Annotated in this window: 16 protein-coding genes and 1 pseudogene; 4 read left to right on the top strand and 13 right to left on the bottom strand. The window is 69.9% G+C overall.

Features of this window, described 5'->3' with window-relative positions; translation table 11 throughout:
- Positions 1 to 127, top strand: a pseudogene (locus ACY34J_RS19960) (ATP-binding protein); the annotation flags it as partial.
- Between the two features lie 263 nt (positions 128 to 390).
- On the opposite strand, the gene ACY34J_RS19955 reads toward ACY34J_RS19960, so the two are convergent.
- Together ACY34J_RS19955 and ACY34J_RS19950 are read right to left on the bottom strand one after the other, a co-directional pair.
- Complete coding sequence (locus ACY34J_RS19955) at positions 391 to 588, bottom strand: acyl-CoA carboxylase epsilon subunit (protein ID WP_462727847.1); 198 nt, start codon at positions 586 to 588, stop codon at positions 391 to 393.
- Positions 589 to 599: 11 nt separating this feature from the next.
- Positions 600 to 2183, bottom strand: coding sequence for an acyl-CoA carboxylase subunit beta (locus ACY34J_RS19950; RefSeq protein WP_462727846.1), 1584 nt, complete (start codon positions 2181 to 2183; stop codon positions 600 to 602).
- A gap of 479 nt (positions 2184 to 2662) precedes the next feature.
- On the opposite strand from ACY34J_RS19950, the gene ACY34J_RS19945 reads away from it, so the two are divergent.
- Complete coding sequence (locus ACY34J_RS19945; protein ID WP_462727845.1) at positions 2663 to 3472, top strand: alpha/beta fold hydrolase; 810 nt, start codon at positions 2663 to 2665, stop codon at positions 3470 to 3472.
- Positions 3473 to 3586: 114 nt separating this feature from the next.
- On the opposite strand, the gene cimA is transcribed toward ACY34J_RS19945, so the two are convergent.
- The 6 genes from cimA to ureA form a co-directional block, all read right to left on the bottom strand.
- Positions 3587 to 5185, bottom strand: coding sequence for a citramalate synthase (cimA, locus tag ACY34J_RS19940; protein WP_462727844.1), 1599 nt, complete (start codon positions 5183 to 5185; stop codon positions 3587 to 3589).
- Positions 5186 to 5463: 278 nt separating this feature from the next.
- A complete protein-coding gene (locus tag ACY34J_RS19935) occupies positions 5464 to 6777 on the bottom strand; it encodes an MFS transporter (RefSeq protein ID WP_462727843.1) in 1314 nt (437 codons plus the stop codon).
- A 128-nt stretch (positions 6778 to 6905) separates the two neighbouring features.
- Positions 6906 to 7514 carry a TetR/AcrR family transcriptional regulator gene (locus tag ACY34J_RS19930; RefSeq protein WP_462727842.1) on the bottom strand — a complete coding sequence of 203 codons (609 nt, stop codon included), beginning with the start codon at positions 7512 to 7514 and terminating at the stop codon, positions 6906 to 6908.
- Positions 7515 to 7725: 211 nt separating this feature from the next.
- Complete coding sequence (locus ACY34J_RS19925) at positions 7726 to 8769, bottom strand: agmatine deiminase family protein (protein ID WP_462727841.1); 1044 nt, start codon at positions 8767 to 8769, stop codon at positions 7726 to 7728.
- A 96-nt stretch (positions 8770 to 8865) separates the two neighbouring features.
- The gene (locus ACY34J_RS19920; RefSeq protein WP_462727840.1) at positions 8866 to 10572 is read right to left on the bottom strand and encodes an urease subunit alpha; all 1707 of its coding nucleotides are present in this window, start codon (positions 10570 to 10572) and stop codon (positions 8866 to 8868) included.
- A gap of 318 nt (positions 10573 to 10890) precedes the next feature.
- Entirely contained in the window at positions 10891 to 11601 is a 711-nt protein-coding gene (ureA, locus tag ACY34J_RS19915) for an urease subunit gamma (RefSeq protein WP_462727851.1), read from the bottom strand.
- 147 nt (positions 11602 to 11748) lie between these two features.
- Here ureA and ACY34J_RS19910 point away from each other — a divergent pair, with 147 nt between their 5' ends.
- Positions 11749 to 11898, top strand: a complete 150-nt coding sequence (locus ACY34J_RS19910; RefSeq protein ID WP_462727839.1) for a hypothetical protein — start codon at positions 11749 to 11751, stop codon at positions 11896 to 11898.
- A 232-nt stretch (positions 11899 to 12130) separates the two neighbouring features.
- Here the strand turns inward: ACY34J_RS19910 and ACY34J_RS19905 are convergent, their stop codons facing one another.
- Complete coding sequence (locus ACY34J_RS19905) at positions 12131 to 13219, bottom strand: branched-chain amino acid aminotransferase (protein ID WP_462727838.1); 1089 nt, start codon at positions 13217 to 13219, stop codon at positions 12131 to 12133.
- A gap of 317 nt (positions 13220 to 13536) precedes the next feature.
- Complete coding sequence (locus tag ACY34J_RS19900; RefSeq protein ID WP_462727837.1) at positions 13537 to 14577, bottom strand: 3-isopropylmalate dehydrogenase; 1041 nt, start codon at positions 14575 to 14577, stop codon at positions 13537 to 13539.
- Positions 14578 to 14733: 156 nt separating this feature from the next.
- On the opposite strand from ACY34J_RS19900, the gene ACY34J_RS19895 reads away from it, so the two are divergent.
- A complete protein-coding gene (locus ACY34J_RS19895; protein WP_462727836.1) occupies positions 14734 to 16329 on the top strand; it encodes a purple acid phosphatase family protein in 1596 nt (531 codons plus the stop codon).
- A gap of 4 nt (positions 16330 to 16333) precedes the next feature.
- Here ACY34J_RS19895 and ACY34J_RS19890 read toward each other — a convergent pair whose 3' ends face one another.
- From ACY34J_RS19890 to ACY34J_RS19880, 3 genes are all read right to left on the bottom strand, one after another.
- Positions 16334 to 16471 (bottom strand): hypothetical protein, encoded by a 138-nt coding sequence (locus ACY34J_RS19890; RefSeq protein WP_462727835.1) that lies wholly within the window; start codon positions 16469 to 16471, stop codon positions 16334 to 16336.
- 303 nt (positions 16472 to 16774) lie between these two features.
- Complete coding sequence (gene pruA / locus ACY34J_RS19885; protein WP_462727834.1) at positions 16775 to 18406, bottom strand: L-glutamate gamma-semialdehyde dehydrogenase; 1632 nt, start codon at positions 18404 to 18406, stop codon at positions 16775 to 16777.
- Between the two features lie 254 nt (positions 18407 to 18660).
- A complete protein-coding gene (locus tag ACY34J_RS19880) occupies positions 18661 to 19587 on the bottom strand; it encodes a proline dehydrogenase family protein (RefSeq protein WP_462727833.1) in 927 nt (308 codons plus the stop codon).
- Positions 19588 to 19656 lie beyond the last annotated feature (69 nt).

Raw genomic sequence — 19656 nt, 5'->3', positions numbered from 1 at the left:
GGTCCGCGAAGCACTGCAGATCGGCCCCGACGCGCCCATCATCACCACCGACGCACGCCACCGCAGCGAAGCCAAGAGCGCCCTCATCACCCTCGTCGAGCACGCCCTCATGGCCCGCCTGAGGTAACCGGCTCCGGCCGCACACCGCAGAAAGGTCCCCGCACTCCGAAGAGTGCGGGGAACCCTTTCTTTTGTGGCTCGGCTCGCCGCTTCTCTTGTGACTCGGCTCGCCTCCGGGCGCTCAGACCCGGCGTCGACGCTCTCCCCCAGCCTTCGGCCGGGAGGTGCCCCCACGACGACTGCGCTCCGCTCGTTCCTCGCTGTGCTTGCTCTCGTCGCTTTCGACGCCGGCGCGCCCGTCGGCTCGCTCGCCAGTGGGGGTGCCGGCGCTCAGCCCTGCCAGCTGTGGGGCGCGCGGTATCCGCGTTGGCGTTCCAGGCGGCGCCAGTGGGCGGCTGAGCGGTGCGGACGGTCGGTGGCGTGGTGGCCGGTGCCGGCGGCGCGGGCGAGGAGGACCGCGGTCAGCGCGGCCAGTTCCTCTGGCTCGGCGTGGCCCTTCTCAACACGCAGCAGGTTGTCGTGGTTCACGTGGGTCTCCGTCACTGCGGGGGATTGCCGTGCTTGCGAGACGGCAGGTCGGCATGCTTGGTGCGCAGCATCGCCAGCGAGGCGATGAGCACCGATCGGGTCTCGGCGGGGTCGATGACGTCATCGACCAGGCCGCGTTCGGCGGCGTAGTAGGGGTGCATCAGCTCGGCCTTGTACTCCTTGACCATGCGCCGGCGCATGGCCTCGGGGTCGTCGGCCTCGGCGATCTGCTTGCGGAAGATGACGTTCGCCGCGCCGTCCGCGCCCATGACCGCGATCTCGTTGGTGGGCCAGGCGTAGGTCAGATCGGCGCCGATGGACTGGGAGTCCATGACGATGTACGCGCCGCCGTAGGCCTTGCGCAGCACGATGGAGATCCGTGGCACGGTGGCGTTGCAGTACGCGTACAGCAGCTTGGCGCCGTGGCGGATGATGCCGCCGTGTTCCTGGTCGACGCCGGGCAGGAAGCCGGGCACGTCCAGCAGGGTCACCAGGGGGATGTTGAAGGCATCGCACATCTGGACGAAGCGGGCGGCCTTCTCCGAGGCCTCGATGTCCAGCACGCCCGCCAGCCGCTGCGGCTGGTTGGCGATGATGCCCACCACCTGGCCGTCCAGCCGGGCCAGCGCCACGATGATGTTGGTGGCCCAGCGCTCGTGGATCTCCAGGTACTCGCCGTCGTCGACGATCTCCTCGATCACCTGCCGCATGTCATAGGGCCGGTTGCCATCGGCCGGCACCAAATCCAGCAACGCCTCACAGCGCCGGTCGGCAGGATCCTCGCAGGAGGTGGCGGGCGGGTTCTCCCGGTTGTTCTGCGGCAGCATCGACAGCAGGTAGCGCACCTCCGCGATGCACGACTCCTCGTCGTCGTAGGCGAAGTGCGCAACCCCGGAGGTCTCGGCGTGCACATCCGCACCGCCCAGCCCGTTCTGGCTGATCTCCTCCCCGGTGACGGCCTTGACCACATCCGGGCCGGTGATGAACATCTGCGAGGTCTCCCGGACCATGAACACGAAGTCCGTCAGGGCCGGGGAGTAGGCGGCGCCGCCCGCGCACGGGCCGAGCATCACACTGATCTGCGGGATCACGCCGGAAGCCTTGGTGTTGCGCTGGAAGATCCCGCCGTAACCGGCCAGCGCCGAGACGCCCTCCTGGATCCGGGCCCCCGCACCGTCGTTGAGCGACACCAGCGGAGCACCGGCCGAGATGGCCATGTCCATGATCTTGTGGATCTTGGTGGCGTGGGCCTCGCCCAGCGCACCGCCGAAGATCCGGAAGTCGTGTGCGTAGACGAAGACCGTCCGGCCCTCCACCGTGCCCCAACCGGTGACCACACCATCGGTGTAGGGCTTCTTGCCCTCCAGACCGAAACCGGTGGCCCGGTGCCGGCGCAGCGGCTCCACCTCATGGAACGACCCCTCATCCAGGAGGAGGTCGATCCGCTCACGGGCGGTCAGCTTGCCCTTGGCCTTCTGGGCCTCGGTCGCCCGCTCACTGGGCCCGCGCCACGCCTGCTCACGGATCGCGTGCAGCTCGGCCACCCGGCCGCGGGCGTCGCTCGCCCCAGTGGGCGTCTCGTCGAGAAGGGTCATGCACCGAGGCTACGAAAACGATCCCGGGAAACGGCCCGTCCACTTCACACAGTGTCCGGCCGCATTTCCTGGTCCCCTTGGACAGAACCACCACCCCGTACGGGGTAGTCCGACGATCAGACCGGCCCAGCTCTATAGGGTTCACACAACTGAGTCCCCAGATTCACACGATGGAGACCGTACAGCCATGGGGGTCATCTCTGGTACCCGGGGGTGTTCCGTAGCCGCGTGAGCGCCGGCCGGCAGCACCTCGAGGAGCGTCACCGTGGGCGGTGCCCCCGTGCACGGATGGGCGGCAGGCCCGCCGACTGTACCGCCCGTACCGCCCGGCCAGAAGTGGACCGCAGTGACTCCGGGGTCCCAGCCCCCCGCCCCGCCGTCGCCCGAACAGTCGATGAACGGCTCGCCGCTCCCCCGCCTCCGTGATGGGGTGGACCGCGAGGCAGTGATCCACACACCAGACCGTTCGGAGGCCCGCAGTGGCAGACATCAAGGTGAACGGGGTGTCACTCCACTACGAGACCCGGGGGACGGGGCCGAACGTCGTCCTCGTCCACGACTCGTGGCTCGACGGCGACGGCTGGTCGAGTGTGGCGCCCCTGCTCGCCGAGCGCTGCACGGTGGTCTCCTACGACCGGCGCGGATACGGCCGCAGCGAGCGCCCACCCGCGCGGGGTTCGATCCATACGGACGTCAGGGACCTGGCCAAGCTGATCGAGGCTCTGGGGCTCTCCCCCGCCCTGGTGTGCGGGACTGGCTACGGCGGCCTGGTCACGCTGCGGCTGGCCGCGGACCATCCGGACCTTGTCCGGGGGATCTCCGTGCACGAGCCGCCGGCCGCGCCGCTGCTGCTCGACTCCCCCGAGACGACCCCGCTCCAGGAGTCGTTCATCGAGCGGCTCGGGCAGGTGCGTACCCGGCTGGAGGCCGGCGAGTACGAGGCCGCGGCCGAGTTGTACGCAGACTCCATCGCCCTGGGGCCAGGACGGTGGGCAGCGCTGCCTGCCGAGATCCGGGAGATGTTCGTACGCAACGCACCGGCGTTCCTGTACGAGGTGCGTGACCCGGACGCGCTGATCATCGAGCTCCCGGACATCCGCACATACACCAAACCCGTACTGGTCACCGGGAGCGACGACAGCCCGCCCCTGTTCGCGCCCATTCTGGACCGGCTCGCGACAGCCATGCCGCAGGCCGAGCGGCACCTGTTCACCGCCGCGGGGCACTTTCCGCACCTGACGCAGCCGCAGGAGTACGCGCAGGTCACGTTTCCCCGCGCGCTGAGCTGACGCCGTTCAGCCCGCCCGCTGTCCCCGGTCCTGACCTCGTCCCCGAGAGTTGAGGTCAGGACCGGGGCCGGGTGCGAGGCGTCGGTCGCAGCCGCCGTTGCCGGACGGGGGGCCTTATTCCTGCGGTTGGACGCCCGCGCGCAGCAACCCGTACGTGTAGGCGTCTTCCAGGGCTTGCCAGGAGGCGGCGATGACGTTGTCGCCGACGCCGACCGTCGACCATTCGCCGCTGCCGTCGCTGGTGGTGATCAGCACCCGGGTCGTGGACTCGGTGCCGTGCTTGCCCTCCAGGATGCGGACCTTGTAGTCGACCAGCCCCAGCTTCGCCAGCTGCGGGTAGATCCGCTCCAGGCCCACCCGCAGGGCCCGGTCCAGGGCGTGGACGGGACCGTTGCCCTCAGCGGTCGCCACAATGCGCTCCCCCTTGGCCCAGAGCTTGACGGTGGCCTCGTTGGCGTGGCTGCCGTCCGGGCGGTCCTCCACGATCGCCCGCCAGGACTCCACCCGGAAATGGCGGCGCACCCGGCCCTCCACCTCCTCGCGCAGCAACAGCTCGAAGGAAGCATCCGCCGCCTCGTACGTATAGCCCGCCAGCTCCCGCTCCTTGACCCGCTCCACCACCCGGCCGACCAGCTCGCGGTCCCCGCCCAGGTCGATGCCCAGTTCCTTGCCCTTGAGCTCGACGGAGGCGCGGCCGGCCATGTCGGAGACCAGCATCCGCATGGTGTTACCGACCAGCTCCGGGTCGATGTGCTGGTACAGATCCGGATCGACCTTGATCGCCGAGGCGTGCAGTCCCGCCTTGTGAGCGAAAGCGGACAGGCCCACATACGGCTGATGGGTCGAGGGCGTCAGGTTGACCACCTCGGCGATGGCGTGGGAGATCCGCGTCATCTCCGCCAGCGCCCCCTTCGGCAGCACCTGGCGGCCGTACTTCAGCTCCAGCGCCGCGACCACCGGGAAGAGGTTGGCGTTGCCGACCCGCTCGCCATAGCCGTTGGCCGTGCACTGCACATGGGTGGCACCGGCATCGACCGCGGCGAGCGTATTGGCCACGGCGCAGCCGGTGTCGTCCTGCGCGTGGATACCCAGGCGGGCCCCGGTGTCCGCGAGCACGGTCGACACCACCGCCTGCACCTGGGCGGGCAGCATCCCGCCGTTGGTGTCGCACAGCACGACCACATCAGCCCCCGCCTCATGGGCAGTGCGCACCACCTGCTTGGCGTACCCGGGATTGGCGCGGTAGCCGTCGAAGAAGTGCTCGCAGTCGATGAAGACGCGGCGGCCCTGGGCACGCAGGAACTCCACCGTGTCACGGATCATCGCCAGGTTCTCGTCCAACGTGGTGCGCAGGGCGAGTTCGACGTGCCGGTCGTGTGACTTGGCGACCAGGGTGATCACCGGGGCGCCCGACTCCAGCAGAGCCTTCACCTGCGGATCCTGCTCTGCCGGGATCCCGGCCCGGCGAGTGGACCCGAAAGCGACCAGCCGGGCGTGCCTGAAGTCGATCTCCGCCCGGGCACGGGCGAAGAACTCCGTGTCCCGCGGATTCGCCCCAGGCCAGCCGCCCTCGATAAAGCCAACGCCGAAGTCGTCCAGGTGCCGGGCGATGGTCAACTTGTCCGCGACGGTGAGATTGATCCCCTCACGCTGGGCGCCATCGCGCAGCGTGGTGTCGAAGACGTGGAAACTGTCGTCGGTTGCGTCCGTCATGCTGATCTTGACTCCTGTTGGTGCGTGGGTCCGGAGGGCTGGATCCACTTGCCCCCATGATCCCTCGCGCGGTGCCCCCGGTGGGTGGTCCGGAAAGCGAAAAGACCCCTCGCGGGTGCGAGAGGTCTGCGCGCGGGTCTGGGACACGGTGTCCGCTGCCGCTTCGGGTCTGCTGCGGTTCAGCGGTCACTGCGGACCGGCGCGCTGTTGCCAATAATCATGGCGAACGAGAGCACGGGGGCAGTGTTGCACACCCTGCCCCCGTGCATCGTTCTGTCTCAGGATACGAGCGCTTTGTCCGGTGATGAGGGATCGGGTGCGGCTCGCCCGACCCGGTGCAGGTCGATGTCGCGGGTCTCCCGCATAGCCAGATAGACCACGAGCGAGACCGCCGCGCAGCCCGCCACGTACCAGTAGAAGCCGGACTCCAGGCCGGCGTTCTTGAACCACAGGGCCACGTATTCCGCCGTACCGCCGAACAACGCGTTGGCGATGGCGTACGGCAGAGCGACGCCGAGGGCGCGGACGCCGGTCGGGAACAGCTCGGCCTTCACACAGGCGTTGATCGAGGTGTACCCGGTGACGATCACCAGGGCGAGCAGCGAGAGGCCCAGAGCCGGCCAGAAGCTGCCCGCGTGCTGGAGCAGCGTCATGATCGGCACGGTGAGGAAGGTCGAGCCGACGGCGAAGGTGATCAGCAGCGGGCGGCGGCCGATCCGGTCGGACAGCAGGCCCGCGAGCGGCTGCAGACAGGCGAAGATGATCAACGCGCAGAAGCTGACCAGGGTCGCGGTCTCCTTGGGCAGGCCCGCGGTGTTCGACAGGTACTTGGTCAGATAGGTGGTGTACGTGTAGTACGCCACCGTGCCGCCCATGGTGAGCGCGATGACGAGCAGGGCCTCGCGCTTGTGCTGCCACAGCGCCTTGAGGGTTCCCCGGTCCTGCCGCGCGGTGTCGGTTTCCTCGTAGACCTCGGTTTCCAGCATGCTGCGCCGCAAGTAGAAGATCACGGCCGCGCCGAGGGCGCCGACGATGAAGGGGATGCGCCAGCCCCAGCTGTGCAGCGCTTCGTCGCTCATGGTGCGCTGGAGGATGATCTGCAGGCCGAGGCCGACGATCTGGCCGGCGGTCATGGACACGTACTGGAAGCTGGAGGCGAAGCCGCGCCGGGCGGGGGCGGAGGCCTCGGTGAGGTACGTGGCGCTGGCCGCGTACTCACCGCCGACCGACAAGCCCTGCAGCAGGCGGGCGAGGAGGAGGACCGCGGCGCCGCCGTAACCGGCGACCGCGTAGGTAGGCGCGATGGCAATGAGGACCGCGGACGCGGACATGAGGGTGACGGTCAGCGTGAGGGCGGCCTTGCGGCCCTTGCGGTCGCCCACCCGGCCCAGCAGCCAGCCGCCGACCGGGCGCATGAAGAAGCCGACTGCGAAGATGCCGGCGGTGTTCATCAGCTGGGCGGTCGGGTTGCCGCTGGGGAAGAAGGAGGCGGCGAAGTAGGCCGCGAAGCTGGCGTAGACGAACCAGTCGAACCATTCGACCATGTTGCCGGCGGAGCCGACCCAGATCCTCTTGGCATGCTCTCGTTCCATGGCGGATCACGCTGCCGGAGCCGACAGTTGCCGGCAACAGCCACGCCGCAACGATCTCGCGTACTTGCGTACGTTGTGTTCACGCGGGCGCTTGCCCCATGTCGCGTCTCCGGCGCGGCTGTTCCCGCCTACGGGAGCAGCATCTCGTCGAGGAATTCCCGCACATGGCCGAGCACCTGCTCCCGGTCCGTCCCCGGCAGTCCGATGACCAGCTGGATACCGAACCCGTCCAGCAGCGCCCGCATGCGCGTAGCGAACCGCTCGGCGTCCACGCGGCGCAGCTCGCCGCGCGAGGCACCCTCGGCCAGCAGCGCGACCAGATCACGGTGCCAGGCCAGCTCGAGTTCGAGCTGCCGGGCCCGGGCCTCGTCGTCGGCGGACTGGGAGCGGTTCCACACCTCCAGCCACAGCGTCCAGCGCGGGTCCCGGTGGCCTACGGGCAGGAAGAGGTCCACAAAGGCGTCGAGCTTCTCGCGGACCGGGATCTGCCGGGAGAGAGCGGCCCGGCGCTGCGTGCCGAGCTGTTCCTCGCTCCACTGCAGGGTCTGCAGCAGCAGCTCGTCCTTGCTGCCGAAGTAGTAGAGGATGTGGCCGCTGCTCATGCCGACCTGGCGGCCCAGCCCGGCCATGGTCAGCTGGGCCAGTCCGCGCTCGGCGATGGTCTCCATGGCCGCGGCGAGGACCTGCTCGCGGGGCGGCGCCATACGCCGCCGGGTGGTGCGCGCAGAACCGCTCACGCCATCTCCCCTTCGCTTCTCCGCCCTCCCCCATGGCCTTTGGCATGGGTGGCACCCCCAGGAAGGTGCGGGCGTCGTCACTGTCTGCGGCCCGGCGGCCTCGTGTGCTCCCCCCTGGGGGTACTCCCCCGGCTACCGCTGGCGGTGCCCCCACCCGGGCCGTCAGGCCGTACCGCTGGGAGGTGCCCCCAGCTCACGAGCCTTCCTCCACTTACGCCTTCGGCTGCTGCTGGGTGATGCAGTGGATACCGCCACCTGCCGCGAATATCGTACGGGCGTCCACCAGGGTCACCGTCCGCTCAGGGAAGAGGCGGCGGAAGATCCCGGCGTTGAACTCGTCCATCGGGTCGCCGAAGGCGCACAGCACGACCCCGCCGTTGCAGAGGTAGTGGTTGACGTACGAGTAGTCGACGATCTCGCCGTCGACCTCGGTGACCGTCGGCGCGGGCAGCTCGACGACCTCCAGTCGCCGGCCGCGCGCATCGGTGGCGGAGCCGAGGAGCTTGATGATCTCCCGGGAGACCTCGTAGTCGGGGTGCGTGGTGTCGCGCTGGGAGTGCACGACCACGACACCCGGCTTGGCGAAGGCGGCGACGATGTCGACATGGCCGCGGGTGCCGAACTGGTCGTAGTCGCGGGTCAGTCCGCGCGGCAGCCAGATGGCCTTGGTGGTGCCGAGGTGGGCGTGCAATTCGGCTTCGACCTGCTCGCGGGTCCAGCCGGGGTTACGGCCCGGGTCGAGCTGGACGGTCTCGGTGAGCAGGACGGTGCCCTCGCCGTCGACGTGGATGCCGCCGCCCTCGTTGACGAGCGGTGAGGCGAAGCGGCAGGCGCCGACCTTGCCGGCGACGAACTCACCGATCTTCCGGTCCAGGTCCCACTGGGCCCAGTCCTGGGCGCCCCAGCCATTGAAGACCCAGTCGGCGGCGGCAAGCCGGCCGCGGCCGTCGGTGAGGAAGGTCGGGCCGATGTCCCGCATCCACGCGTCATTGAGGGGCGCCTCGACAACGTCGATGTCCGGGCCGAGGATCTTGCGGGCGCCGCGCGTCTGGCCGGGACCGGCGACGACGGTGACCGGCTCGAAGCGGCGGACCGCGCGGGCGACCGCCGCCCAGGCCTGGCGGGCCTCGGCGAGCGTCTCGCCGCTCTCCTCACCGAAGGTGAAGTTGGCGCCGGGCCAGGCCATCCAGGTGCGGTCGTGGGGCGCCCACTCCGCGGGCATGCGGAAGCCGTCTGCGGCTGGCGTGGAGGTCATGCGTGGTTGTCCAGTTCGGTGAGGGTGTGGGAGGCGGGGGCGGCCGTACGGGAATGGCCGGCTCTGTCGTACAGCCGGCCCGGCCGGGGGTCAGAGTCAGAGGAAGTACAGGCGGCTGAGCGAAACCTGGTCGGCCGGTTCGGAGCGCATCGGCGCGCCATCGAGCGTGACCAGGCCGGTACGGGCGTCCACCTGTACGTCGCCGATCCGCGCGTTGTGGATCAGGTCGGCGGGCCCGATGCCACGGGTGCCGCGGACGCCGACGCGCCGGCGTCGGGTCGACAGGGAGTCGAACGCCTTGTGGGGCGCTCCGGCTTCGGCCGCCGCACCGCTGACGAAGGCGACGGACAGGTCGGCTGCGGTCGCCCCGTGCGCTCCGAACAGCGGGCCGAGCACCAGCGGTTCGCAGGTGTCGGTGGCGGCGTTCGGGTCGCCGGTGACGCCGAAGGCCGGGAAGCCGGACTTGAGCACCAACTGCGGCTTGGCACCGAAGTAGCGCGGCTGCCACAGCACGATGTCGGCCATCTTGCCGGCCTCGAGTGACCCGATCTCGTGGGCGAGGCCATGGGCGATCGCCGGGTTGATGGTGAGCTTGGCGATGTAGCGGAGCACGCGCGCGTTGTCGTCGTGCTCCCCGTCGCCCTCGAGCGGCCCGAGCTCGGCCTTCATCTTGCCGGCCATCGCGAACGTACGGCGTACGGTCTCGCCGGCCCGGCCCATGCCCTGGGCGTCGGAGGAGGTGATGCCGATCGCGCCCAGGTCGTGCAGGACGTCCTCGGCGCCCATCGTCCCGGCCCGGATCCGGTCGCGCGCCATGGCGGCGTCACCGGGCAGGTCGGTCTTCAGGTCGTGGACGGAGACGATCATGCCGTAGTGCTCGGCGACCGCGTCCCGGCCGAAGGGGAGGGTGGGGTTGGTGGAGGAGCCGATGACGTTCGGCACGCCCGCCATCTTCAGCACGTTGGGGACGTGCCCGCCCCCACAGCCCTCGATGTGGAAGGCGTGGATCGTACGGCCGTCCAGCACCCGGAGGGTGTCCTCGACCGACAGACACTCGTTCAGGCCGTCGCTGTGCAGGGCGACCTGGACGTCATGCTCCTCGGCGACGCGCAGCGCGGTGTCCAGCGCGCGGGTGTGCGCGCCCATGTCCTCGTGGACCTTGAAGCCACCCGCCCCTCCTTCCACGAGTGCCTCGACCAGCGGGGCCGGGTCGGAGGACGAACCGCGGGCCAGGAAGCCGATGTTGACGGGCCAGGCGTCGAAGGAGTTGAACGCGTGGCGCAGCGCCCAGGGCGAGTTCACGCCGACGCCCCACACCGGGCCGAACTCCTGGCCGATGATCGTGGTCACACCGGAGGCGAGCGAGGCCTCCATGATCCGCGGTGACAGCAGGTGGACATGGGTGTCCACGGCGCCCGCGGTGGCGATCAGGCCTTCGCCGGAGACGATCGACGTGCCGGTGCCGACGACAACGTCCACGCCGTCGACGGTGTCGGGGTTGCCGGCCCGGCCGATGCCGGCGATCCGGCCCTCGCGGATGCCGATGGACACCTTGCGGATGCCCTGCACGGCGTCGATGACGACGACGTTGCTGATAACGACGTCGCAGGTCTCGCGGACCGCTGCGGCTTTGAGATGCAGCCCGTCGCGGGCCGTCTTGCCGAAGCCCGCCAGAAATTCGTCACCCGTCTTCTGCGCATCGGACTCGACGCGGATGACGAGGCCCGAGTCGCCCAGGACGACCCGGTCCCCGGCCCGGGGCCCGTGTACGGCCGCGTACTCGCGGGGATCGATGCCGGTCACTGGTTCTCCTCCTGTACCTGTGCCTGCTCCTGCTCTGTTCGCCCTCAGACTCCGTCCCGGGGCGCCGCCATCTCCGCCCGCACGGCGAGCGTGCGGCGTGACACCTGGCTGCGGCGTCGTGGCCTCGCGTGCTCCCCCTGGGGGTACTCCCGGGGCGCCGCCATCTCCGCCCGCACGGCGAGCGTGCGGCGTGACACCTGGCTGCGGCGTCGTGGCCTCGCGTGCTCCCCCTGGGGTACCCCCCCAGTTCCCAGCTGGGGGAGTACCCCCACCCGGGCCGTCAGGCCCAGGGGGGCTACCGCTGGGAGGTCTCCCAGCTCACGGGTGTGCCCCGAGGTAGCCGCAGGCGGCCGCGCGGCGCAGCGCCTCCTCGCGGGCACCGGGGGCGTCCAGCGGCCCGTCGACGAGCCCGGCGAAGCCGATGGCGATCCGGTCACCGCCGATCGGTACGAGCCCGACCTCGACCTCGGCTCCGCTGTCGAAGCGCGTCGAGGATCCGGCGGGTGCGCACAGGCGCATGCCGTACGCCGCGGCCCGGTCGAAGTCGAGCCGCGGGTTCGCCTCGAAGAAGTGAAAGTGCGAGGTGACGCTGATGGGCACGGGCGCGGTGTTCCGTACGGTCAGGCGCACCGCCGGCTCGGGCTCGGGGTCGGCCGGCCCGGGGATGACCGCGCCGGGCGCGGTGTCGCCGAGGGAGCCCATGGGGGTCCCCCCGGCCGAAGGCTGGGGGAGGATCGGGTTGGAGACCACCGCGAGCCGGGAGCCGTCGTCGAAGACGGCCTCCACGTGCACCTCGGTGACCACGTCGGCCACACCGGGCAGCACATCATCCGGGCCAAGGACGCCTCGCGCCGCCTCGATCGCCTCCGCCAGCCGCTTCCCGTCCCGGGCCGCCTCGCAGACGGTGTCCGCGATGAGCGCGGTCGCCTCGGGCACGTTCAGCCGCAGCCCGCGCGCCCGCCGTGCCCGCGCCAGCTCCGCGGCGCCGAACAGCAGCAGTCGGTCGCGCTCCGTCGGGGTCAGCCGCACCTCGCGATACCTCCCAATCGCCATGCCAGATAATTGAGCGTCACTCTAACAAGTCTCATCCAGCGAGAGAAGTATTGACCGGCTCGCATCCGTAAGCCACATTGAACGCTGCTCTAAATCTCCGACGGCCCCCTGGGAGAACCCCGCATGCAGATCGAGACGCGTGGCGCGGTGACCGTTGCCGCCTGCCTGGCGCTCAGCGCCGGGGAGCCGCGGCCCGTCCCGACCGTGAAGAAGGCCGGGGCGTCCGCGAAGCGGAGCGCGGCGGTTGAGGCTGATGCCCTTCGTCCGGGCTGAGGCCGGGCCGACGAGCCAGTCGGCCTGACCGCGACGTATCGCGTACGACGAAGGCGCGTCGTTTTCCCGCCCACCCGCCCCTTCTCAGGGCTGGGTGGGCGGGAAAGCGCCAGGCGAGGCGGGGCGCAGCGAGGCGGGGAAGCGCCAGGCGAGGCGGGGCGCAGCGAGAGTGCCGGGATCCGGCGAAGGGCCGAGTGCCCGGCAGGGGGCGCGCCTGGCGAGAGGGGCGGGCTCAGCCGCCCAGGCGGTGCATCCAGCCGTGGGTGTCGGGGGCGGCGCCGGTCTGGATGTCGAGCAGGGCCTTGCGCAGCTTCATGGTGACTTCACCGGGCTGCCCGTTGCCCACGGTCCAGTCGGCCCGGGTGGACTTCACCGAGCCGACCGGGGTGATCACGGCGGCGGTGCCGCAGGCGAAGACCTCGGTGAGAGAGCCGTCCGCGTTGCCGTTCTTCCAGTCCTCGACGGAGATCCGGCCCTGGGAGACCTCGTAGCCCAGGTCCGCGGCCAGCCGGAGGAGGGAGTCGCGGGTGATGCCGGGCAGCAGCGAGCCGGACAGCTCCGGGGTGACGATCCGGTCCCCGTACACGAAGTACAGGTTCATCCCGCCCATCTCCTCGATCCAGCGGCGCTCCAGCGCGTCCAGCCAGACCACCTGGTCACAGCCGTGCTCGATGGCCTGTGCCTGGGCGACGAGGGAGGCGGCGTAGTTGCCGCCGGTCTTGGCCGCGCCGGTGCCGCCGGGGCAGGCGCGCACGTACTCCTCCGACAGCCACACCGAGACCGGCTTCACACCACCGGGGAAGTAGGCACCCGCCGGGGAGGCGATGACCAGGAAGAGGTACTCGTTGGCGGGCTTCACACCCAGCCCGACCTCGCTGGCGAACATGAACGGCCGCAGGTACAGCGACTGCTCACCCTGCCTCGGCACCCACGCCTTGTCCTGCGTCACCAGCGCGTCGCACGCGGCGATGAAAGTCTCGACGGGCAGCTCCGGCATGGCCAGCCGGCGGGCGGAGGCCTGGAAACGCCTGGCGTTGGCATCCGGCCGGAACGTCGCCACGCCGCCGTCGGGCTGCCGGTACGCCTTCAGCCCCTCGAAGATCGTCTGTGCGTAGTGCAGCGTCATGTTCGCCGGGTCGATCGATAGCGGCGCGTACGGCACCAGCTGCGCATCGTGCCAGCCCCGGCCCTCCGTCCACTTGATCGTCACCATGTGGTCGGTGAAGTGGCGGCCGAAGCCGGGGTTGGCCAGGATCGCCTCGCGCTCCGCGTCGGAAAGCGGATGCGAAGAGGGCTTGAGCTCGATCGTGGGCGTCGTCATATCTGCGTGTCCTTCACCGTGAGGTCGTTGAGGACCGCACGGCGCACCGTTGCTAGGACGTCCAAGCTTCCCCGGCGAACAGCGGTCCACGGGCAATTATCGCGCGAGTGAATCCGCCGGACGGAACGACGATGGGCGTGCGGCCCTTGGATCGATGGTGGCACCCGCCATCCCCGGTTGTCAGGGGGCAGGAGCCGCCGGCCGTGAGAGGTGTCGCTGACCGGCCGGGCCGGCTGGAGAGGCGGACCTGTGAGGTCCACGACACGGCCCCCGCCACGGAAGGGACGAGGGCCGGTGAGCGGTGGGGCTTCCGGCGGTCAGCCGGATACTCGGGCGGCCAGCGCGTCACCGATCTCATCGGTGGTACGCGCGGTACCGTCCCGCTCGGCCAGATCCTCGGCCACGGCCCGCTCGATCCGGGCCGCCTCCTCGCCGTAGCCCAGGTGCTGGAGCAGCAGCGCGACGGAGAGGATGGTCGCCGTCGGGTCGGCCTTGCCGGTGCCCGCGATGTCGGGCGCGGAGCCGTGCACCGGCTCGAACATCGACGGGAACTCACGGGTCGGGTTGATGTTGCCGGACGCCGCGAGCCCGATACCGCCGGTGACCGCGGCGGCGAGGTCGGTCAGGATGTCGCCGAAGAGGTTGTCGGTGACGATCACATCGAACCGCTCGGGCTGGGTGACAAAGAAGATCGTCGCCGCGTCCACGTGCAGATAGTCGGTCGTGACCTCGGGGTACTCCTCGCCCACCTGGTCGAAGATCCGCTTCCACAGATGACCGGCGTGCACCAGCACATTGTTCTTGTGAACCAGCGTGAGCTTCTTGCGCGGCCGGGCCTTCGCCCGCTCGTAGGCGTCACGGACGACCCGCTCCACCCCGTAGGCGGTGTTGAGGCTGACCTCGGTGGCGACCTCGGCCGTAGTGCCGGTCCGCAGGGAGCCGCCGTTGCCCACGTACGGACCCTCGGTGCCCTCACGGACCACCACGAAGTCGATCTCGGGACGGCCGGCGAGCGGGGTCGCGGTGTTCGGGAACAGCTTCGACGGACGCAGGTTGATGAAGTGGTCGAAGGCGAAGCGCAGTTTGAGCAGCAGCCCGCGCTCGAGCACGCCCGACGGCACGGAAGGGTCGCCGATGGCCCCCAGCACAATCGCGTCGTGCTGCTTCAGCGCCTCCAGCTCCGCGTCCGGAAGCGTCTCGCCGGTCGCGTGCCAGCGCTTGGCGCCCAGGTCGTACTCCTTGGTCTCCAGCTTCACATCCTCCGGAAGGACCGCCGAGAGGACCTTCAGGCCCTGAGCCACCACTTCCTGGCCGATGCCGTCACCGGGGATCACTGCGAGATCGATGCTGCGAGACATGTGGCGCACCCTACTCCTGGTCCCAGTGGATGACACCCGGAGTCCGCCATCCGGACGCCATCGCCCGCCGCCGGAAGCGGCAACTCCGGATCCTTTTGGCTGACGTTCACCGAGTCGCTTGCCCCTCGTCGCAAGTTACTGGGAAGTTAGACCGCCATGGACACACCACGAATGGGGATCCCCGAGCACCTGCAGAGCCGGATGAGCATGCCGGAGCAACACGAGTATCTGCGGGCGAAGTTGTCGCGGCGCCGGGTGGTGCTCGGTGGGGTGGCGGCGGCCGGGGCCGCCGGTGGCACGGCTGTGCTGACCGGCTCGGGCGCTGTCACGGGCACGGCGTACGGCGCCGCCGGCCCGTCCCTGATCACCTCTCCCGCGACCGCCAAGGTCGACGGCTCGCTGGTCGCACCGTTCGGGCGCCATCTCGCCTTCGGGGCCGACCCGAAGACACAGATGCGCATCTCCTGGCAGGTGCCGTTCGCGGTCAAGCGGCCGTACATCCGGGTGGGCCCGAAGCCCTGGGATCTGAGCCGGAAGATCGACGCCGAGGTGCGTGACCTGCACACGCCGTCCCTCGGCAGCAAGCTCCCGGCCGTGGACCAGTACTACCTGCACGCCGCGCTGGACGGCCTGCGCCCGGGGACGACGTACTACTACGGCGTCGGGCACGACGGCTTCGACCCGGCCGAGGCAAGCCGGCTGTCGACCGTCGGCTCGTTCCGCACGGCCCCCGCGCAGCCGGAGAAGTTCGTCTTCACGGCCTTCGGCGATCAGGGCGTGAGCTATGACGCGCTCGCCAACGACCAGTTGATCCTCGGGCAGAACCCGTCCTTCCACCTCCACGCGGGGGACATCTGCTACGCCGACTCCTCCGGCCACGGCAAGGAGTCGGACACCTACGACGCCCGCGTGTGGGACCAGTTCCTGGCGCAGACGGAGTCGGTGGCGGCGAGCGTGCCGTGGATGGTGACCACGGGCAACCACGACATGGAGGCGTGGTACTCGCCCAACGGCTACGGCGGCCAGTCCGCCCGCTGGGCCCTCCCTGCCAACGGCCCGGACCCCGCGAGCGCCCCGGGGGTGTACTCCTTCGCCTACGGCAATGTGGGCGTGGTCGCGCTGGACGCGAACGACGTCAGTTACGAGATCCCGGCGAACCAGGGCTACACCGACGGCAAGCAGACGAAGTGGCTCGACCGGCGCCTGGGCGAGCTGCGCGCCCGGGCCGGCATCGACTTCATCGTCGTCTTCTTCCACCACTGCGCGTACTCCACCGCCACACACGCCTCGGACGGCGGGGTGCGCGACGCGTGGGTCGGCCTGTTCGAGAAGCACCAGGTCGATCTGGTGATCAACGGCCACAACCACGTCTACGAGCGGACCGACGCCATCAAGGGCGGCAAGGTCGGCAAGCCGGTTCCGGTCGGGGAGACGACGGACTCCACGCGCGACGGCATCGTCTACGTCACGGCCGGCGGCGCCGGAGCGAAGCTCTACGACTTCGGCCCCGGCGTGCCGGACAGCTACGAAGGACATGTCAACGACCGCGACAGCATCCTGAGCTTCCACTGGACGAAGCTTCGGGTGCCGGACCCGGACGTGGTGCCGTGGTCGCGCGTGCGCTATTCCGGCTTCTCCTTCATCGCGGTGGAGGCGGAGCCGGGGTCGAGGCCGCGGCTGAAGGTCACGGCGCTGGCGGAGAGCGGCGAGCGCGTCGATGCGTTCGAGGTGGTGCGCTCGCAGTCGTCGTAACGGCTCAATGCCCGGTGGCGCCGCCGTTGTCCCGGCGGTCCAGTGCCCGCTGCAGAGCGGCGGCGGCGTTCTTCCGGGCGAGAGCGTCGGCGGCACGGGCGGCGGAGTGGCGGACCTTGCGGACGGGCGCGGTCTGGTTCATGGCAGGCGGTCTCCCTACTCGAGCAACAACCCCGAGACAGAACATTCGGCAAAGAAACTGGGATCGCCGGCAGGGGCGGGGGCTGCGGTGCGACAGGGGTCACCTGCGTGAGAGCACCAGCCTCACCCGCCGATCGCTGGATCGAGCGAGACGTTCGGCTTCTACAAAGCTAGGACAGCTTGCTCGTGCTGTCTGCATAATTACTCGGACTTCCTACCATCTGAGACGCCAACCGCCCGCCCACCCCTGCGAAGGGGCGGGCGGGCGGTTGGCGAACGCCTGTACCGGGACCGGAAGGGCAGGTCAGCCCATGTGCGGGTAGCGGTAGTCGGTCGGCGGGACCAGCGTCTCCTTGATGGAGCGGGTCGAGGTCCAGCGCATCAGGTTCTGCTTGGCGCCGGCCTTGTCGTTGGTGCCCGAGGCACGGCCGCCACCGAAGGGCTGCTGGCCGACGACGGCGCCGGTCGGCTTGTCGTTGATGTAGAAGTTGCCGGCGGCGAAGCGCAGCGCCTCGCTGGTGCGGAGGGCAGCGGCGCGGTCCTGGGCGATGACGGCGCCCGTCAGGCCGTACGGCGACGCCGACTCCATCTGCTCCAGCATCTCCTCGTACTTCTCGTCCTCGTAGACGTAGACGCCGAGGATCGGGCCGAAGTACTCGTCGCGGAAGATCTCGTTCTCCGGGTCGGTGGAGACCAGGACCGTCGGCCGGATGAACCAGCCCTCGCTGTCGTCGTACGTGCCGCCCGCGACGATCTCGACCGTCGGGTCGGCCTTGGCCCGGTCGATCGCGGCCTTGTTCTTGGCGAAGGCACGCTCGTCGATCACGGCGCCCATGAAGTTCGACAGGTCGGTGACGTCACCGATCTTCAGCGACTCGACCTCGGCCACGAACTCGTCCTTGAGGCCGTTCTCCCACAGGGAGCGCGGGACGTACGCGCGCGAGGCGGCGGAGCACTTCTGGCCCTGGAACTCGAAGGCACCACGGGTCATCGCGGTCTTGAGCACCGCCGGGTCGGCCGACGGGTGGGCGACGATGAAGTCCTTGCCGCCGGTCTCGCCGACCAGCCGCGGGTAGGTCTTGTACTTCTCGATGTTGGCGCCGACTGTCTTCCACAGGTACTGGAAGGTCTTGGTCGAGCCGGTGAAGTGGATGCCGGCGAGGTCGGGGTGGTTCAGGGCCACCTCGGAGACATCCCTGCCGTCACCGGTCACCAGGTTGATGACGCCCTTCGGCAGGCCGGCCTCCTCCAGCAGCTGCATCAGCAGCACGGCCGCGTGGGTCTGCGTCGGCGACGGCTTCCAGACCACCACGTTGCCCATCAGCGCGGGCGCGGTCGGCAGGTTGCCGGCGATCGCGGTGAAGTTGAAGGGCGTGATCGCGTAGACGAAGCCCTCGAGCGGCCGGTGGTCGGTGCGGTTCCACACGCCGGGCGAGTGGGCCACCGGCTGCTCCGCCAGGATCTGCCGGGCGAAGTGGACGTTGAAGCGCCAGAAGTCGACAAGCTCGCAGGGGGTGTCGATCTCGGCCTGCTGCACGGTCTTGGACTGCCCGAGCATCGTCGAGGCGGCCAGGGTCTCGCGCCAGGGGCCGGAGAGCAGCTCGGCGGCCTTGAGGATGATCGCGGCGCGCTCGTCGAAGGGCATCGCACGCCAGGCGGGGGCGGCGGCCAGGGCGGCGTCGATGGCGTCCTTGGCGTCCTCCTTGGTGGCGTTGGCGTAGGTGCCCAGCCGGGCGGCGTGGTTGTGCGGCTGCACGACGTCGAAGCGCTCACCGCCGCCCATCCGCTTCTCCCCGCCGATGGTCATGGGCAGGTCGATCGGGTTCTCGGCCAGCTCCTTCAGCTTGGCCTCGAGCCGCGCACGCTCGGGGGTGCCCGGAGCGTAGGTGTGCACCGGCTCGTTCACCGGGGCGGGGACCTGGGTCACGGCGTCCATGTTTTTCTCCTTCGCCTGGGTGGCATTGCTACGCTACGTAAGTGCCTCAAAGCACCGGGCAGGGCTTGTCCGTTATGAGGTTGTGCAGTGCGCCGAGTAAGAAGCCCCGGCTTCGGTCGGGGAGGAGTCACGGTGGCCGTGTCTCCTTTCAGCGACCCGTGTCGCTGGTCCTTGGGGGACCGACACGACGAGGCCACGTACAGTGATGGAGCGTTGACCATGGGGACGGCGTTGTCGTTCCGGTGGCCAACGCCTCAGCCGCGGGTGGCGAGCGAGCGCAGGAAGAAGGCGAGGTTGGCCGGGCGCTCCGCGAGCCGCCGCATGAAGTACCCATACCAGTCTGTGCCATATGGGACATAAACCCGCATACGGTGTCCTTCCGCTACGAGCCGCAGCTGCTCGGCCTCGCGGATGCCGTACAGCATCTGGAACTCGTACTCGTCGAGCTTGCGCCCGGCGCGCCGGGCCAGCTCCTGGGCGATGGCCACCATCCGCGGGTCGTGCGAGCCGATCATCGGGTAGCCCTGGCCGGCCATCAGGATCTTCAGGCAGCGGACGTACGCCTTGTCGACCTCGCGCTTGTCCTGGAAGGCGACGGAGGCGGGCTCCTTGTACGCGCCCTTCACCAGTCGCACCCGCGAGCCTTCCCCGGCGAGCGCGCGGCAGTCGTCCTCGGTGCGGAAGAGGTACGACTGCACGACCGCGCCCGTCTGCGGGAAGCGCTTCCGCAGCTCGGCGAGGATGGCGAGCGTGGAGTCCACGGCGGTGTGGTCCTCCATGTCGAGGGTGACCGTCGTGCCCGCCTCGGCGGCCGCCTCGACCACGGGGGTGACATTCGCCAGTGCGAGGTCGTGTCCGCCCGGAAGCGCCTGGCCGAAGGCCGACAGTTTCACCGACATCTCGGCGCGGACACCCAGGCCCGCCTCCTTCAGTGCCTCGGCCAGCGCGAGGTAGGCATCGCGGTTGTGCAGCGCCTTGGCCCGGTCGGTGATGTCCTCGCCCAGGTAGTCCAGGGTGACCTCGAGCCCGCGCGCGCTCAGCGCGTGTACGGCGTCCATCGCCTGGTCGAGTCGCTCACCCGCCACGAAGCGGTCCACGACGGGCCGGGTGACAGGCGCGGCCGAGACGACACGGCGGATGGTGTCGCTGCGGGAAGCGGCGAGCAACACGGGACCCAGCACAGGGCACCTCCACGATGATGACGGCCGACGTCCCTCGGACAGGGGGCGGCATGGGGGGCACCACCCGGG

This window comes from Streptomyces sp. HSS9-12, from assembly GCF_054963655.1.
The sequence above is the reverse complement of the archived record's forward strand: the minus strand, read 5'-3'. Positions and strand labels throughout refer to the sequence as shown.

Excerpts from the sequence above, each read along its gene's own strand:
- cimA (WP_462727844.1), bottom strand. The coding sequence starts at position 5,185 with ATGACGGACGCAACCGACGACAGTTTCCACGTCTTCGACACCACGCTG.
- pruA (WP_462727834.1), bottom strand. The coding sequence starts at position 18,406 with ATGGACGCCGTGACCCAGGTCCCCGCCCCGGTGAACGAGCCGGTGCAC.
- ACY34J_RS19950 (WP_462727846.1), bottom strand. The coding sequence starts at position 2,183 with ATGACCCTTCTCGACGAGACGCCCACTGGGGCGAGCGACGCCCGCGGC.
- ACY34J_RS19895 (WP_462727836.1), top strand. The coding sequence starts at position 14,734 with ATGGACACACCACGAATGGGGATCCCCGAGCACCTGCAGAGCCGGATG.
- ACY34J_RS19935 (WP_462727843.1), bottom strand. The coding sequence starts at position 6,777 with ATGGAACGAGAGCATGCCAAGAGGATCTGGGTCGGCTCCGCCGGCAAC.
- ACY34J_RS19925 (WP_462727841.1), bottom strand. The coding sequence starts at position 8,769 with ATGACCTCCACGCCAGCCGCAGACGGCTTCCGCATGCCCGCGGAGTGG.
- ACY34J_RS19905 (WP_462727838.1), bottom strand. The coding sequence starts at position 13,219 with ATGACGACGCCCACGATCGAGCTCAAGCCCTCTTCGCATCCGCTTTCC.
- ACY34J_RS19910 (WP_462727839.1), top strand. The coding sequence starts at position 11,749 with ATGCAGATCGAGACGCGTGGCGCGGTGACCGTTGCCGCCTGCCTGGCG.
- ACY34J_RS19890 (WP_462727835.1), bottom strand. The coding sequence starts at position 16,471 with ATGAACCAGACCGCGCCCGTCCGCAAGGTCCGCCACTCCGCCGCCCGT.
- ACY34J_RS19900 (WP_462727837.1), bottom strand. The coding sequence starts at position 14,577 with ATGTCTCGCAGCATCGATCTCGCAGTGATCCCCGGTGACGGCATCGGC.